A 16,232-nucleotide genomic window follows, 5' to 3' on the forward strand; every position below is an offset into this window, starting at 1 on the left:
GAACGGGTCGATTCTTTGCATTGGATCCATTGGCTCCGAAGTATCCGTATTATTCACCATATCAGTTTTCAGGGAATCAGGTGATTCATATGATTGAACTTGAGGGATTAGAAGAGGCTACGAGCTTAGCTACTGGTGGACAAATTAATATGGGGACTCAGAGCGAACTTGACGCAGCTAAAAAGAATAAAGATGTTGAGAAATGGACTGACTTATTGAAATTTGAACCTCTTGAGTGGGTTCACGAAGCCGCTGATGACCGAATATTTGGTTATTACCCTCAACCATTTAATGAAGCATATGGAGATAAAACAAACGTAGACTATTATTCGGTTAATATCAAATCACTACCTGATGGAATGACTCAAAGTGAATTTTATGATTATTTTAGATTAAATTTAAACGATTTTATGAAAGGGGGAGGATCTATGGTTACTCCATATAATAAAACAGAAGAGAAAATGTATAAATCAGATAGTCCTTGTACTTCTGTTATGCATTTTGATGTTAGTTTAATTGGTGATAATGATTTCATCCATGCAGAAGAGATGTCAGTAGTTATGTCAAGATTCCGAACTAGTTATTGGATTTTCTCACCAGTAACCACATTTCATGATTTAGGTCATCCCTTGGCAGGTAATAGACAGTTTGGTTTGACAACAAGTAGTGATGGTGGTTATACACTATACACAAGAGGTGTTGATAGACCTTGGTCAGTTCCAGATATAGCGGCCTCAGGAATGATTTTTTCAGGAGCTGATCAACTATGGAATGCTGTGATGAATAATGTTGTTAATTATATTAATGCAAACGGAGGAGAAGCCAGTCTTGGACCTAAAATAAACTTTAGGGTTTCATTTGACTCTGTTGTTATCCCTATAATCACAAAGTAATCGTAAGGATTAGATAAAATTATGAAATTAATACAACTCTGTTTAATAGTAACAACAATTGTAATTGTCTTGACATTTTCAATTTTGGCCATTTATTCAGGGAAAAACTTTTTCTATGTTGTCATTATTGTTGGTGGAGGGTTATTTCCATTTCTTTTTATTATGTTATACATTTTCAATATAATCATTAATCGATTATTTCTTTTTCATAAGAGTTTAATTAATCAACTCCTTTTAGGAATAGGTCTTAGTTTAATGACGCTGATACTTTTTTTAATCTTTGATGATGTTGAATTATCTAATCAGTTTAATATTCGTCTTCTGATTGATAAAATAAGCAAGCTCTATATTGTATATACGATCTTTCCTGTGTTTACAGTATCAGTTAATTTTCTATTTAGAAAGCAATTAGGGCTAGGTAGCCAATTTATAAAAAAATGAAAGTATAATTTAAGAATAGATCCCTTTGATTTAAGTATATGGGAGAATATTATAAGAAACACCTTTCCCTCCCCCAAAAATCACAAATCCCAAGATTTGTTTTACCTTTGTGCCGTAACGTTCTAATCTTATGAAATATCTTATAGGCTTCATTTTACTGGTAAACTCTACTTATTCGTTTAATCAAAAAATACTGAAAGACATTCACCTGTATCATTCACTGAAACAAGAGGGGGAGCAATTTCAGTTCAAAGTATTGGACAAAGATGCAAAAGGAGTCCGTTTTTATAAGAAAGACCGGTTTTATTACTGGTACAAAGCGCAGCACGTATTAACGACACAAGGAGGTTCATCCGGATTATTGCTCAACGGAGAATTTGAAGCATTTTATGATTCCAAGCAATTGTCAAAAAAAGGAGGATTCAAAAAAGGATTGAAAGAAGGAGAGTGGTTGTACTGGCGAAAAGATGGTACACTGATCAAATCCGAAAACTGGAAAAAAGGGAAACTCAACGGATTGGAGCGTCATTACAATGCTAACGGAGAACCCATTCAAACGATTAACTACAAATGGTTGTCTTCCCGTCGGGAAAATGCAGATTCCATTATTGTTAAAAAAGCGGGGAAACCTGTTGAGACCATCTATCTGAAGGATTCACTCGGAGATGTATATCACTTGGAAAATAAGAAAAACGGTGTGTTGCATGGAACAGTGAAAAACTACGAAAACGGAAAAGTTGTTGAGAAGATCAACTACAAAAACGGAGAAATCGTTCAAAAGAAAAAAGACATAGAAACAGCGGAAGGAGATACCGTTCCTGCGAAAAAAGGATGGTTTGATTTTCTGAAAAAGAAAGATAAAACAGATAAAACAGATAAAACAGATAAAACAGATAAAACAGATAAAACAGATAAAACAGATAAAACAGATAAAACAGATAAAACAGATAAAACAGATAAAACAGATAAAACAAAATCTAAGGACAAAAACACAAAAACACAAGAAGTAAAGCCGGCATCGAAAACGAAGACTGAACCGAAAAAGCAAGAAACACCTAAAACGTCCGGAAAAAAAGAAGAAACGTCCAAAAAGCAGGAATCGAAACCAAAAGAGAAAGCGAAAAAATAGACGTTGTGACCACAAAGCTCTCCTCTTCGGCACTTGGATATGCCATCAACTTTATGATGCTGGTGGGATTGGTGTGCAGTGCGGTGTTGTTTGCCAGCAGCGTCAACAAACGAATTGAGGTCAATTATACCACGAAAGAGCACCTGGTGTTTGACAATATAATGGCGGTCAATTACGGAGCGGAAATTTTAGAAAATAAACAATTTCAGTTGTACCACATCAACGGCGATACTTCCCGGGTGACCGTTAAAAACTGGGGAGCATTCAGAGTTGTATCGGCGAAAACATTTCACAACAACCATGCTGTACAGAAAACGGCAATGATCGGGTATTCGGGTTTGTATTCCTACGCGACAATTTACATGCCGGAAAATAAACAGGCGCTGAAAGTGTGTGGAGATACGCGAATCAGTGGAACCTTTATCGGATCCGAACGTGGTTTGGAACGAGGACACATCGCAGGGAAAAGTTACATACGTGATAAACTGATTGAAGGCGAAACAAAGACCGGTGAAAAATTTTTGCCGGAACTCGATGAATCAGTCAAAAACATCACCATTGAGTCATTTCTGGCTGAAGCGGATAAAATAGAGTTTCCATTCCAGGATTCCGTTTTCTCGTTTGATAACAGAACAAGTCTGGTGACCTCGATTGACCCGGTTACCATTTCCAACCGCTTGAAAGGGAACCTTGTAATCCACTCGTTTCATTCGATTGATGTCCGAAAAGATGCACAGCTGGATAACATCATTCTCATTGCGCCAATTGTGACGTTTGAAGAAGGATTTCGGGGAAAAGTACAGGTCATTGCACATGAGAAAGTAATTCTGGGAGAAGATGTAAAACTCACTTATCCGAGTATTGTGGTACTCAATGAAATTCAGGAAAACAAAGATGTATTTTCACGAGGAGTGTACCTGAATAAAGGTGCCATGTTGGTAGGAGGAATTCTGATGGTGAGTCAGAAACCGAATTTCCGGCGACCGCTGGAGTTGAAAATTGATCGTGCTGTTGTCGGCGGACTGATCTACAATGTTGGTGAAACGGAAGTACAAGGAAAAGTACATGGATATACGTATACGAATAATTTTTCCGTAAAAATCGGGGGGGGAGAATACAAAAATCACCTGATTGATGCAGAGATGTCCAGCACAACCTTGCCAAAAGAATTGATACTCCCTCAGTGGATCAAAACGGACGAAAATAAAAAAACAGAAATCATCAGATGGATGTAAAGCGGATAAATAGCTCCAGTGTTGCGGAAATTGTGATTGCCCTCGCGATTATTTCCATGTGTTTTACCGTGGCGTCACTGGTGTTTATTCGTGCAACAAACAGCACCTTGAAATTCCAGCAATTCAAAGACCAGACGCGCGTTCAGTCTTTACTCATGGAGATGATGATGGAACAAGAAGTTGATTTGTCTGCACCAGATTTTCAGACCCGGGCTGCGGATGTAACCAGTGATAGTATTGTAGCGGTAGAATACGTCGGAAACGATGACCGCATAATTTGGAGACAGGAATGGGTAAAAGAGAAAAAATAAGCGTGCAGGCGTTTACCATCCTGGAAGTAACGATTGTCGTTGCGATTCTGAGTGTGCTCATCACCATTATTACCGGTGCGCTCAATCGCTTCAATGAGCAATTGAAAGTAAACACAGATATCCAGGCAGAATTAAATAACTGGATGCTGGTGCGCTCTAATTTCTGGACAGAATACCATCAATCTGATTCTGTCGGATATGCAGAGGAACAGTTGTTCTTTTATCAGCCGCACCGGACGGTTTGTTATAAATCAGAAGAAGATCGTTTAATGCGTAAGGAAATAAAACCGTTCAACGGTCAGCGAACAGCAGCAGATGAGTGGATGGAAATGAACGTGGATATTGCTTCCATCCGGGAGGATACAACTGATCGCAAACCCCGGATTATTCTTACCTTTCCACTGAAAGGAGACGACATGGAACTGACATTCTTTAAGCAGCAGAACAAGGCGGATTATGTGAACCAATACTATGAACAACTGAATGAGTGAGGAAAAACAAAGTATATTTCAGCGGGAAATAAAACTCGGGAAAGCATTTTCCGACAAATCGAAAGAGTCATTTTACAATGAACTCGGATCGTTGCTGGAAAGCGGTATCGATATTCAGCGGTCGCTTAATTTGCTGACCGAAGAGCAGACCAATAAACGGGTAAAAGCCATCCTGACCGAACTGGAAAGCGACCTGGTGAGCGGGAGTTCGCTTTCCGAATCCATGTCCACCAAAGGGAATCATTTTTCTTCCTACGAATATCAGAGCATCCGGATCGGAGAAGAAACAGGGCGACTTAAGATTGTATTGCGACAGCTGGCTATTTTCTTTGAAGACAAAGTAAAATTACGCCGCCAGTTGATCGGTGTGTTTACCTATCCGGGGTTTGTCTTGCTGATAACAATCGGGGTTTTGTATTTCATGCTTTCGAGTGTGGTTCCTATGTTTGAGGATGTATTCAAGCAATTCGGACAGGAACTTCCGTCACTGACACAAAAAATCATTTGGTTGTCCAACTATTTTTCCCTGATCATGCTCTATTTCTTCCTGGCGGTTACAGCAGTGGGGATCTATGTCTATACGCAGCGGAATGAAGAATCTTACCGGAAATTCAGTTCGGGATTGGCCATGCGCATCCCGGTGTTCGGTCCGTTGATCCGGAAAGTATACCTTGCGCGGATGTGTCAGAGTCTTTCCTTGCTGTTGGGGGCAAAAACACCATTGGTTACAGCACTGGAACTGATGGAGGAAATGATTGATTTTTATCCCATTGAAGCTGCTGTCCGGTCCATCAAAGAAGACATTAAAAAAGGAGGGGCGCTACATGAGGGAATGGCAAAATTTTCTATCTTTGACAAGCGGATGGTATCCCTGGTGAAAATCGCTGAGGAAATTAACCAGTTAGACACTACTTTTGATCGATTGTCGAAACAGTATCAGGAAGATATCGAATACAGAACAAAATTGATTGGAACAATCGTGGAACCCGCAATTATTGTGGTGATCGGGTTGATAGTGGGGATTATCATGGTATCAATGTACTTGCCAATGTTTAACTTAAGTAATGTGATTAAATAAAAATGTTAGCATATAAAAACAAGAAAAAAGGGTTTGTAGATGCATTTTCACTTGCGGAAATCCTGATCGTTCTGGCCATCATGGGGATTCTGATCATGTTGGTTGTACCTAACCAGACGGGAGTTGCCTCACGTACAAAAAGCCTGGAAGCACAGCAGGAATTGAAAATGATTCACAACTTGCAATATGCTTATTTTCTGCAATTTTCAAAATATTCATTAGATCTTCAGACCATCAATTACATTCCCCATAAATCAGTCCTTTCCGGAGGAACTGCCAACTACGAAATTTCAATCATTGAAGCGACACCTGCAGGATTCAAAGCAAAAGCCGAAGCAGTTGTTGATTTTAACGGAGATGGCAAAAAGAACATCTGGGAAATCGACCAGGAAGGAGTTTTAAAAGAGGTACAGCCGGATTGATGGAATTGATAGTGCTGATAACTCTTCTGCTGATTATTTTTTATCAGGACGTGCGTTACCGTGCCGTAATGTGGTTTTTATTTCCATTGCTGGCAGGTGCATGTATCTGGTATAATTACGAGTCCCTGGAGTGGAAAACAGTCGCGTTTAACGGATTGTTTATTCTGTTTTTGCTTGCCAGTCTGACAGTGTATATCTCATTCCGCAAGAAGGAACTGACAGCCATTTGGAAAGGCTTTTTCAGTTGGGGAGATATTTTGTTTATCATCGCTGTTACTCCACTCTTTGAAACCGTTCAGTACATCTACTTTTTTACGTTTGGCACCATCCTGACATTAATGATCCATTTACTTTTTGCAAGAGGTGAAGGACGAAAAACAATTCCGTATGCAGGTTACCTTTCGCTTGTCTCGGTTGCTTATTTAATCTTTACGGAACAGATCAATCACTTTTTTCTTTTTCTGAATGGAAGCAGGTAAATTAAATATTGAAATTACAGCCGAAAATCAGCAATTGATCCGTTCAGATCTTGCCTGGCATTACCGGATTTTACCTGAATCCGTTTCCCCTTCAGAAGTAACATTCTATTGGGATGATTCGGGAAATCAATTGGTGATTACAGAAGAATTAACGGCACTGTTCGGGAAAAATATCCGCTTGATTCCCGCAGACGGTGACTCCGTAAAACGGGCGTTGGGGAAGTATTACCGCAATACTTCCGAAAGTGAAACAAAACTTACATTTGATTCCAAGGTTGACTTCGTAGACCGACTGATCCAGGAAGCTAATCACCTGGGGAGTAGTGATATTCACATCGAAATTTTTGACGACTTCGCACGTGTCAGAATTCGTATTGACGGACACCTGATTCAGCGTTATACGATTGAGAAGAAAGATTATCCGGAACTGGTCAACAAGATTAAAATTCGCTCCAACCTTGATATTTCAGAAAAACGACTTCCGCAGGACGGAAGGATTCAATACCAGGATTTTGACATCCGGGTTTCGATCTTACCCACCTTGTACGGAGAAAAAATTGTGATGCGGATTCTGGGGCACGATGCCTCATCCATTAGCATTGACAAAGTCGGGTTTTCAGCAGAAGAAAAACGAAATTACCTGGAAGGGGTAAAGAAACCGAATGGAATCATCCTGATCAGCGGACCGACAGGATCCGGAAAAACGACAACGTTGTATGCCACGCTGAAATTGCTCAATGACGAACGAAGAAATATTGTTACCGTAGAAGATCCGGTCGAATATACCTTGGAAGGGATCAACCAGGTACAGTTGAAAGAATCCATCGGGTTAACATTTTCGAGTGCCTTGCGGTCATTCTTGCGTCAGGACCCGGATGTGATCATGCTGGGAGAGATCCGGGACGGGGAAACAGCCCAGATGGCGATTCGTGCAGCATTGACGGGACACCTGGTATTGTCGACCATTCACACCAATTCTGCGTGGGGTACGATTTCTCGCTTGATCGATATGGGCGTACCACCCTTCCTGCTGGCCAATACGATCAACACTTCAGTTGCCCAGCGATTGGTACGGAAATTATGCGATTGCAAGGTGGTGGAACCACTCAACAGCCAGGATTGGATTCACCAACAAACTGAGTTTTCAAGCCCTGCAACACACCACGTAGCGTTTGGATGCGACAACTGTCATTTTACGGGATATAAAGGTAGAATTGCCTTATACGAAGTGATTCCGATTGATTCGGTACTTGCACAAAAGATTAAAAACAATGACTACAGCGTCGATGATGTTCTTGCTGAAAGAGGCATTAAGCGACTGGCGCAGCGCGCTTATGAATTATTTATCAACGGAGAAACTTCTTTGGAAGAAGTCTACCCACTATTAACAGAATTTTAATGAAAAAAAGTACGTTACTGCTCATTATTGCTTTTTTAGGAACAACTTATTTTGCATCGGCTCAAAAATACACGGAGTTGCAACTGCGGGCTTTGTTTGACAGTATTTCAGTGACACATAAAGGTTACGATAACAAGTTGCAACTGAATGTAACGCAGCTTTCTCTTGCGGAATTGGTTAGCTCCGTTGCACTTGAAAACAACCTGAATGTGAGTGTTGATCCGTCGTTAAACCAGGGAATTTCATACAACTTTTTTGACGCGAAGGTAAAGGACATGTTTATCTTTTTGTACCTCAATTTTGAGTTGGAGTATGAATTTGTAGGAACCATCCTGTCGGTCAAAAAAAGGGTGAAAAGAGAAGCCCTTGTCGAAATCAAACCCAAAGAACTGGACATTACCTACAATTCAGCCAACCAATTTTTATCAATGGATCTGAAAAATGATTCGTTGTGGAGAGTAGCGGAAAAAATCACACGTTTGTCGGGAAGAAATTTTGTAATCGATCCGCAGATTCGAAACAAACAGGTCAACGCGTTTTTCCAGAACCGTCCGTTTGATGAAGTAATGGATATGTTTGTAAAATCAAACACAATGGGCTTCACCAAAGACACCGCAGGATATTACCAGTTGTTTCCGGTATCCGAAAATCCTGCGGAAACAGTGGCGGCGACAAAAGGTGGGAAAACGGGAACAACCAACAGAAATGCGGTCAACGCGGATTCGGATAATTTTACATTGACAAAAACTCCGGAAGGAAACCTGAATGTAAAAGCAATCGGAACGCCATTGAGTGAGATCGTAGGGATGGCAGCACAGGCATCCGGAGTGCATTACGTACAGTATTCTAAATTAGACGGAATTGCGACCCTCGAAGTCAACAATATCAGTTTCCAGGATCTGATGAACCGCTTGTTCAATGCCACAAACTACAGTGCGCGAAAAGACGGGGACATTTACGTGATCGGAGACAGTAAATTTGAAGGAATCCGGAAAACCGAATTAATTCGCCTGGAAAACCGGACGATTGAATCCGTTAAAGCCGCCATTCCGAAAGAAATGACCAGTGGATTGGATGTCATCGAATTTGTTGAACTGAACGCACTTATTGTGACGGGAAGTGAACGGCAGATTGGTGAGCTGAAGTCATTTGTTTCCAGTATTGATGTGGTTGTACCGATGGTTCAGATTGATGTCATGTTGCTGTTTTCAGGGAAGAATTACGACTTAAATAGCGGATTTGAAGCGGGATTGAGCAGCGAACCCAAGAAAACGGAGGGAACGATTTTCCCTGGACTGGACATGACGCTCGGATTCAATACCATCAACAATATCCTGAGTGCCATTAACGGGTTTGGTGTCGTTAATTTAGGACAGGTGACAGAGAACTTTTACATGTCACTGAGTTTGCTGGAGAGCAATAGCATTATTGAAATTGAAAGTACACCTAAAATTTCGACACTCAACGGACACACCGCAAAATTGTCCATTGGTGAAACAACGTATTACCAGGAGCAACAGCTGAGCTTTCAGCCGATTAACCAGAATGCAGGATTTCAGCAAAGTTCGCGGGTATGGAAAAACCTGGATGCCAACCTGAGTGTGACCATCAAACCATTTGTCAGCGCAGATGAATATGTGACACTGACAATCACCGTAAAACAGGAAGATTTCGGAGGACGTGTAGACCCGACAGCTCCACCGAACCTGACCAACCAGAATTTTGAGTCGGTGATCCGTGTGAAAAACGGAGAAGTTATTTTGCTAGGTGGATTGGAAAAAAAATCGGTGAATGATACCGGAAAAGGAACGCCGGTGTTGTCACGTATCCCGATTTTAAAGTGGTTCTTCAGTTCCCGGAAAAAAGTGCGTGATAAATCGAAGTTACACATCATTGTAAGACCAGTGGTAACCTATTGATGAAAAAACTGAAAGACATATGGGATCCGAAAAAACTGGTCATCGTATTTTTCCAGAATACAGGTGATGGTTTTGAGCTGTATGCGATTTCCGTTCATGCGAAAAAGGGAATTGTTGCGGCGGATGCGTTTGATTCCCTGGATGCCGTCAGTACACGGTTCGGTAAATATGCCGCCTATTGGTTACACATCGACGGGATGGGAGTACTGACGCGAAAAACAGACATTTATTCCGATTATAAAAAAGAGCTGATCCTGAACGTAGATGCAGATGATTTTTTCTTTACGGCCGTGAATTCAGATGTGAACCGGATCGTCTCATTTGTACGAAAATCCGTAGCAGAGCACTTGTTGGAACAATTTGCTGCGGCGAAGTTGTTTTTACTGGGTGTTTCCTGTGGTTTTGCACCTGTTGGCGTGTTACTGGAAAACGAGGAAACTGTTTCTTTCGATTACACACTTGCAAAACAGAATGATCAGTTTACTGCTCTGGAACGGATTGAGATTCCGGGACTAAACCAGTTTTACGATGGTGCTTACCTGACCAAAAAAGAATTCCTTGCGACAGCGATCGGAACTGCGGTGATGACAAAAAGAGCTGATTTTGAAACGTTCAGAGAAGAAGCCGTCACAGCTGAATTCCGTGAATATTCAAAATTCCGGATTATCGGGGTAACAAGTATTGCTGTCATCTTTTGCGTTGTTGTGTCCAACTATTTTTACATCAATTACCTGAACAACCGGATTGCTGATAAAGAGACGGAAATTGCCCTGAACAATTCGAATTTGTCGATGCTGGATAAGTTGACGCAGGAAGAGATCAGAAAACGGCAACTGGCAACCAATTCGAATAACAATACACCGTTTTTTACCTCGTATTACCTGGATGAGATCGGGAAGAGTGTTCCGGAAAAGATTCGCCTGCTGGAAATGTATGTGTTTCCGTTGACGCAAAAACTGAAAGAAAAACGAAAAGTAGAGATTGACAAGCACCGGATTGAAGTGAAAGGGTGGACGTATGACAACATTATCCTGGACGATTGGATTGAACGCCTGGACCGGCAGGACTGGATAAAAAGTATTGAATTGGTGAATTATCACCAGGGAGATGGTGAGGCTGAATTTAAAATTATTATTTTCCTTTCGGAATGACGTTTTTTGATAAATATAGCTACAAACAAAAAAATTACGCGTTACTGGTTCTCATCGTATTGCTTGCTGCTGCTGTTTACAAACGTTCCATTTCGGTGACGATTGAAACAAAAGGGTACGAACGTGAACTGGATGCTAAAATAGAGACGGCAGGGAAAGCTCTGGAAGACATTGCAATGAAAAAAACAGAGATCGCCCTGTTAAACCGCATGATCGGAAAGGAAAACCTGTCGGTGGAGAAAGTTCAGCAGGGATTTTTGAACTTCTTTGCGCAACATGCCCGGCAAATCAACGTCTATAAAATAGACGAAGTATTGAAATACCAGCATCCCGATTTTACGATCAACACACACCAGATCGTTTTGAAAGGAGGCTATTTGCATACGTTAGATTTCATTTACCGGATGGAAAAAGAATTTGACCTTGCCCGATTGGTAAATGTATCGTTTGAATACAAAAAAGTAAGCTCGGAAGATGTGGAAACACTGTATACGACATTAATTTTACAAAATTACATGAAATGAAAAACCGGATCTTTTTTTTAATTATTGCAGCAGTACTTGTTGCGACAGGATGTAAGGAAATCATTGCAAAAAATATTACTTCAGAGTTGCCCGTTTTGATTGTTCCTTCGGTGAATGATACGATACAGTTCAACCCCGTCCAGTTTAAATGGGAACCAATGGACGGAGCAACAAAGTACAGATTGCAGGTGGTGACTCCCGGATTTTCCAACATTGCTTACTTTACACTGGATACTGTTGTTACCGGAACAGAATTCTATGCAGCCCTGGATTCAGCTCAATATCAGCTAAAACTTACGGCACTCAATGCCGGTTATGAATCACAGGTGCTCGGACCGATTACATTTTGGGTGGGGGTACAGCCGTCCTCCGGAACGGGAACCTCCGTTTCATTGACTTCTCCGCTTGCCGGAGCTTACAAACAGGAAAACTTTACCGGTCCGTTTGAATGGAGCACCGTTGCATCGGCCACCTCGTATGAATTCAGCTTGCGGCAGGGAAATGTGTTTGCTACGGGTAACCCGATTCACTTTCAAAACAATATTTCGACATCAATCATCAACCTTCCGTCCTCTCTGGCATTGGGAGAAGGCGAATACAGCTGGGGAGTAAAAGCATACCTTTCCAACGGAACGGAGACAGGATATTCCACGCGTACATTTGCTGTTGATGTGACCAATCCGAACACGCCTGCAGGTACTTTTACACCTTCCGGTACGTTTGAAACAGGAACGGTTACGTTTTCGTGGAACAACGGCATTGATCCGGGAGTAATCAAAGCACCGGTTACTTCCGTGCTTCAAATTGCGTCAGATTCCGGGTTTTCTACCATTTGGGAGGAAGAATCCGTGCAGGGAAACACTGCTGCGATTGATATGTCTTCGGCACCGGTAGGCGTTTATTACTGGCGGGTGTACAACACAGACGCAGCCGGAAACTCCTCCACGTATTCAACAACCAACCAGTTTACATTGAATTAAGGGGGGGTGAAAAATAAGGCACTGACATATATCCTGCTCATTGTTGTTGCAGCTATCTGGTACCAGGTTTTTCTGCGGATCAAATCCAATGTATCCGCAGAAGAAGGTAGTCCCGCGGATTTGTCCCGTCAGACTGTAGAATTTCAGTTAATCCGGAAAGATACCTTTTTACTCAGCCTGAATTACCGGGATCCGTTTACAGGGAAAGCCCAGGCAGCTGCCAAAGACGAACTATCCTTACCCGAGCAGGCGCTGCCTCCGATGCCGATAATGAAACCTCAGTTTGTCTGGCCCAAAGTAACGTACTACGGATGGGTGAAAAAGACCGATTCCAAAAATCCGTTGTGCATTGTCAACATTGATGGAATTCTCCTGTATTTGCGCAGGGGAGAAGAGGTCTTTGACGGCATTCGCGTCGTAACAGTTGACCGGGATTTTGTGGAACTCCGAAAAGGAAAAAATCAACAGCTGTTTTACCGAAAATAAGTTGGGGGAATTATCAATTATCAATGAATCAATTATGAATTGTCAATTAGTTGATCCGCGTACTTGTGTTCACTACATTTGATAATTAAATACTTGATAACTGATACTTGAACATTCATCATTCAAAATCCATCATTCAAAATTTAATAAATACTTGTTCTTGTGTTAATCGGGAAAGGAGGTTGATTTCTCTAACTTTGAAAAGTTATTGAAAATCAAAAAATGATCGTTTTTTTGAAACACCAAACATACTGTCTGTCCCGGAAATTGGTTGTCTTATTTACTTTTTCCACTTTTTTTGCATCTGCCCAGGTGACCGTAGGTTTTCAGGGAGGAGAACCGGGTGACAGTTGGGGGTATACATCAACAGGATCAAGTGCATTGGCACTTTACGAAGCAACCATGACACCGAACAAAGTGACGGGGACTCAGTCGCTCGTTGTCGGAGGAAATACCGGGGGAGGGAACTGCTTTGATACGGGGTCGGGAAACGGGCCTGCAACTCCTCGCACATTTACATTTAATGCATTGGATGTCAGTTCCAGCAGTAATTACACACGCACACTTACATTCAACTGGGGAAATCGCTTTCCTGCTTGTAGCGGTACAGGATGGGATTCAGGTGAAAACCTCGTTTTCAGAGCATATCACGATGGAGTCGCACAAGCTCCGGTAACACTGGCAACAGGGAATAATAATGCACAGTTTAGCATCCATTCCAACCAATACACATGGAGCATTCCCGCTTGTGTAACTTCGTTTTATTTTGTTTTGAGTATCACTACCAATCGTGCGGATGAATTGTTATTTCTGGACGATGTTCGTGTGACAACCCCGGAGCTCAACGGACCACTTACTCAGCCGCAATTTACTGTTACAAATCCGACGGTTTGTGAAGGTGCTACTGAAACGTATGCTGTGGTTCAGGAAAACGGAGTAATGTATACCTGGTCGGGATTGCCTGCAGGAGCTTCATTTGTCTCCCCGAACGGCACGGCAAATTCGCATGCAATGACAATTGACTGGGGAACAGTTCCTCCCGGAAGTTATACGATAACAGTCACACCATCTACTGCATGTGGAGGCCCTGAAACACCTGCGACAACTACGATTATCATTACTCCACCTCCTGTATATACGATTTCCGGTCCCACAGAAATGTGCGCAGGAGAAACCATAACATTGACATCCTCTTCGGCCAGTGGTAATATGTGGACTCCCGGAGGGCAGACTTCACAGGTTATTACAGTTACAAATCCGGGAACCTATTCTGTTGCGGTCAGTTTCGCTTCTTGTGGCGTACAGACTGTTTCACACACGATTGTGCTAAAGCCTGATCCGGTTATTACATCAGTCAATCATACAGATATAAGTTGTTTCGGTGAAAACGACGGTACGATTACAATTCTGTCCCCACAAACCGATTTGGAATTTTCGATGGATGGAATAGCGTACACTCCTCTGAATAACTTTACAGGATTAAGTGCCGGAACGTATCCGTTATGGGTGAGACAAACAGGTGGATGTACGATTGCATTACCGACTGTTCAGATCAGTGAGCCGGAAGAACTCATTGCACAGGCATCAAATACAGGGCCTTATTGTTCCGGAGAACAAATTGTATTGCATGGAACTTCATCCGGAACGAGTACGCCGGTTTATAACTGGACAGGTCCTGCCGGATATACATCCACCGTTCAAAACCCGACAGATGCTACGTCTGCAGGAAATTATACACTTACGGTCACAGCAAATGGATGTAGTAGTGAAATGGCTTCTACAACGGTCACTATCCATGCGTTACCAATAGCTGTAGCGTCCGATACGGGGCCTTATTGCACCGGAGATATCATTCAGTTGATGGGTACAACGGCCAATCCCGCAGGAGCGAATTATCAATGGACAGGTCCGAATGGCTTTACTTCTTCTGCTCAGAATCCTCAGGGAATACTTGCTGCCGGAGCGTATCAACTAATCGTTACTGAAAACGGATGTAACAGCGCACCCTCGGTAACGAATGTTGTTATTCATGAAATTCCGGTTGCACAGGCTGCTTACCTGACACCTTTTTGTCCGGGAACACCTCTCCAGTTGGTAGGAAATGCAATCCCTGCTACAGGTGCGAGTTATCAGTGGGCTGGTCCGAACGGATATACTTCGACTGCCCAAAGTCCAACCGATGCAACAGAAGTTGGAAATTATGTATTGCTTGTTTCCGTTAATGGTTGTGCAAGTACTCCGGCTACAGTGAATGTCTTGCCCGATGTACCTGTTCTCAATGTCTCGAATACAGGGCCGTATTGCGAAGGAGAAACGGTAATTTTAACAGCTACAACACCTTCTGCAGGGGCAATTACCTGGTCATGGGAAGGGCCGGCAGGATACACTTCTTCTGTTCAAAACCCTTCGGATGCAGTTGTTCCGGGAACATATACCTTAACAATCAATATAAATAATTGTGTCAGTACAGCTGCGACTGATGTTGTGATATACCCTAATCCTGTTGTAGTATTTACCGCTGCGACACCTTGTTTGAATGATGCAACTGTTTTTTCTTCGGAAGGTACGTATGTTGCAGCCCCGGGTATTATTTCTGAATGGCACTGGGATTTCGGTAACGGTATATCGGCATATACCGATAACCCGATATGTAGTTATCAGAATTCCGGAACCTTTGATGTGACACTGAAAGTGACAACGACGGAAAATTGCACAGCATCTCATACACAATCAATCACAGTCGTAGATTCGCCCCGTGCTGATTTTTATTTCGCTCCGGAAACACCAATGACCATCAACCCATTAGTGAATTTTACAAATACAAGTCAACATGCGGTCAGTTATTTGTGGGACTTTGGATACATGGGGTATACATCCGAAATGTATTCGCCTTCGTTTACGTATCCTGAAGGTGGAGGAGGTTATATTGTTACATTGATCGCTTATAACGAAGCAGGATGCGCAGATACGGTGAGAAAACCGATTGGTGTAAAAGAAGAAGTGATTTATTATATTCCGAACACATTTACTCCGGATGGAGATGAGTTTAACCAAAATTTCACGCCGGTTTTTACCAGCGGAATTGATCCGACCAGTTATTTTTTAGCTGTCTACAACCGATGGGGAGAATTAATTTTTGAATCACATGACGTATTGACCGGATGGGATGGAACCTATCGTGGAGAAGTTGTTCCTACCGGAATGTATACTTGGAACATTCGTGTAAAACACAAGCACAGCGACGCACACGAAAACATTGTAGGACACGTTTCGCTCTTGAGGTAATCTACTTTT

General features: G+C 42.1%; 14 protein-coding genes and 1 pseudogene. All 15 read left to right on the forward strand.

What is annotated here, in order from left to right; translation table 11 throughout:
* Window positions 1–893, forward strand: a pseudogene (locus H9Y05_RS15085) (hypothetical protein); the annotation flags it as partial.
* Between the two features lie 571 nt (window positions 894–1,464).
* Window positions 1,465–2,463, forward strand: a complete 999-nt coding sequence (locus H9Y05_RS15090) for a toxin-antitoxin system YwqK family antitoxin (protein ID WP_216714763.1) — start codon at window positions 1,465–1,467, stop codon at window positions 2,461–2,463.
* Between the two features lie 5 nt (window positions 2,464–2,468).
* On the forward strand, window positions 2,469–3,698 hold the full coding sequence (locus H9Y05_RS15095; RefSeq protein ID WP_216714764.1) for a hypothetical protein: 1,230 nt from the start codon (window positions 2,469–2,471) through the stop codon (window positions 3,696–3,698).
* Window positions 3,689–4,009: a hypothetical protein gene (locus H9Y05_RS15100; RefSeq protein ID WP_163492933.1), complete on the forward strand. Its 321-nt coding sequence runs from the start codon at window positions 3,689–3,691 to the stop codon at window positions 4,007–4,009. Before H9Y05_RS15095 ends, H9Y05_RS15100 begins: the two co-directional genes overlap by 10 nt.
* Window positions 3,988–4,500, forward strand: a complete 513-nt coding sequence (locus H9Y05_RS15105; protein ID WP_163492934.1) for a type II secretion system protein — start codon at window positions 3,988–3,990, stop codon at window positions 4,498–4,500. The genes H9Y05_RS15100 and H9Y05_RS15105 overlap by 22 nt, the downstream gene beginning before the upstream one ends.
* Entirely contained in the window at window positions 4,493–5,578 is a 1,086-nt protein-coding gene (locus H9Y05_RS15110; protein ID WP_216714765.1) for a type II secretion system F family protein, read from the forward strand. Before H9Y05_RS15105 ends, H9Y05_RS15110 begins: the two co-directional genes overlap by 8 nt.
* A gap of 2 nt (window positions 5,579–5,580) precedes the next feature.
* Window positions 5,581–6,000 (forward strand): type IV pilin protein, encoded by a 420-nt coding sequence (locus H9Y05_RS15115; RefSeq protein WP_163492936.1) that lies wholly within the window; start codon window positions 5,581–5,583, stop codon window positions 5,998–6,000.
* A complete protein-coding gene (locus tag H9Y05_RS15120) occupies window positions 6,000–6,479 on the forward strand; it encodes a hypothetical protein (RefSeq protein WP_163492937.1) in 480 nt (159 codons plus the stop codon). The genes H9Y05_RS15115 and H9Y05_RS15120 overlap by 1 nt, the downstream gene beginning before the upstream one ends.
* Window positions 6,466–7,878 (forward strand): GspE/PulE family protein, encoded by a 1,413-nt coding sequence (locus H9Y05_RS15125; protein ID WP_163492938.1) that lies wholly within the window; start codon window positions 6,466–6,468, stop codon window positions 7,876–7,878. Before H9Y05_RS15120 ends, H9Y05_RS15125 begins: the two co-directional genes overlap by 14 nt.
* Complete coding sequence (locus H9Y05_RS15130; protein WP_216714766.1) at window positions 7,878–9,797, forward strand: type II secretion system protein GspD; 1,920 nt, start codon at window positions 7,878–7,880, stop codon at window positions 9,795–9,797. The genes H9Y05_RS15125 and H9Y05_RS15130 overlap by 1 nt, the downstream gene beginning before the upstream one ends.
* Window positions 9,797–10,948, forward strand: coding sequence for a PilN domain-containing protein (locus tag H9Y05_RS15135; RefSeq protein ID WP_163492940.1), 1,152 nt, complete (start codon window positions 9,797–9,799; stop codon window positions 10,946–10,948). The genes H9Y05_RS15130 and H9Y05_RS15135 overlap by 1 nt, the downstream gene beginning before the upstream one ends.
* Entirely contained in the window at window positions 10,945–11,472 is a 528-nt protein-coding gene (locus H9Y05_RS15140; protein WP_163492941.1) for a hypothetical protein, read from the forward strand. The genes H9Y05_RS15135 and H9Y05_RS15140 overlap by 4 nt, the downstream gene beginning before the upstream one ends.
* Complete coding sequence (locus H9Y05_RS15145) at window positions 11,469–12,452, forward strand: hypothetical protein (protein ID WP_163492942.1); 984 nt, start codon at window positions 11,469–11,471, stop codon at window positions 12,450–12,452. Before H9Y05_RS15140 ends, H9Y05_RS15145 begins: the two co-directional genes overlap by 4 nt.
* Window positions 12,453–12,458: 6 nt before the next feature.
* A complete protein-coding gene (locus H9Y05_RS15150) occupies window positions 12,459–12,938 on the forward strand; it encodes a hypothetical protein (RefSeq protein ID WP_163492943.1) in 480 nt (159 codons plus the stop codon).
* Window positions 12,939–13,160: 222 nt separating this feature from the next.
* Window positions 13,161–16,223 carry a PKD domain-containing protein gene (locus H9Y05_RS15155; protein ID WP_216714767.1) on the forward strand — a complete coding sequence of 1,021 codons (3,063 nt, stop codon included), beginning with the start codon at window positions 13,161–13,163 and terminating at the stop codon, window positions 16,221–16,223.
* Window positions 16,224–16,232: the final 9 nt, after the last annotated feature.

Origin of the sequence: Taishania pollutisoli (assembly GCF_014518315.1) — a bacterium.
Lineage (GTDB): Bacteria > Bacteroidota > Bacteroidia > Flavobacteriales_D > Crocinitomicaceae > Taishania > Taishania pollutisoli.

Bases quoted from the DNA above. Each gene is read 5' to 3' on its own strand.
- H9Y05_RS15090 (WP_216714763.1), top strand. From the start codon at position 1,465: ATGAAATATCTTATAGGCTTCATTTTACTGGTAAACTCTACTTATTCG.
- H9Y05_RS15100 (WP_163492933.1), top strand. From the start codon at position 3,689: ATGGATGTAAAGCGGATAAATAGCTCCAGTGTTGCGGAAATTGTGATT.
- H9Y05_RS15105 (WP_163492934.1), top strand. From the start codon at position 3,988: ATGGGTAAAAGAGAAAAAATAAGCGTGCAGGCGTTTACCATCCTGGAA.
- H9Y05_RS15110 (WP_216714765.1), top strand. From the start codon at position 4,493: ATGAGTGAGGAAAAACAAAGTATATTTCAGCGGGAAATAAAACTCGGG.
- H9Y05_RS15115 (WP_163492936.1), top strand. From the start codon at position 5,581: ATGTTAGCATATAAAAACAAGAAAAAAGGGTTTGTAGATGCATTTTCA.
- H9Y05_RS15120 (WP_163492937.1), top strand. From the start codon at position 6,000: ATGGAATTGATAGTGCTGATAACTCTTCTGCTGATTATTTTTTATCAG.
- H9Y05_RS15125 (WP_163492938.1), top strand. From the start codon at position 6,466: ATGGAAGCAGGTAAATTAAATATTGAAATTACAGCCGAAAATCAGCAA.
- H9Y05_RS15130 (WP_216714766.1), top strand. From the start codon at position 7,878: ATGAAAAAAAGTACGTTACTGCTCATTATTGCTTTTTTAGGAACAACT.
- H9Y05_RS15135 (WP_163492940.1), top strand. From the start codon at position 9,797: ATGAAAAAACTGAAAGACATATGGGATCCGAAAAAACTGGTCATCGTA.
- H9Y05_RS15140 (WP_163492941.1), top strand. From the start codon at position 10,945: ATGACGTTTTTTGATAAATATAGCTACAAACAAAAAAATTACGCGTTA.
- H9Y05_RS15145 (WP_163492942.1), top strand. From the start codon at position 11,469: ATGAAAAACCGGATCTTTTTTTTAATTATTGCAGCAGTACTTGTTGCG.
- H9Y05_RS15155 (WP_216714767.1), top strand. From the start codon at position 13,161: ATGATCGTTTTTTTGAAACACCAAACATACTGTCTGTCCCGGAAATTG.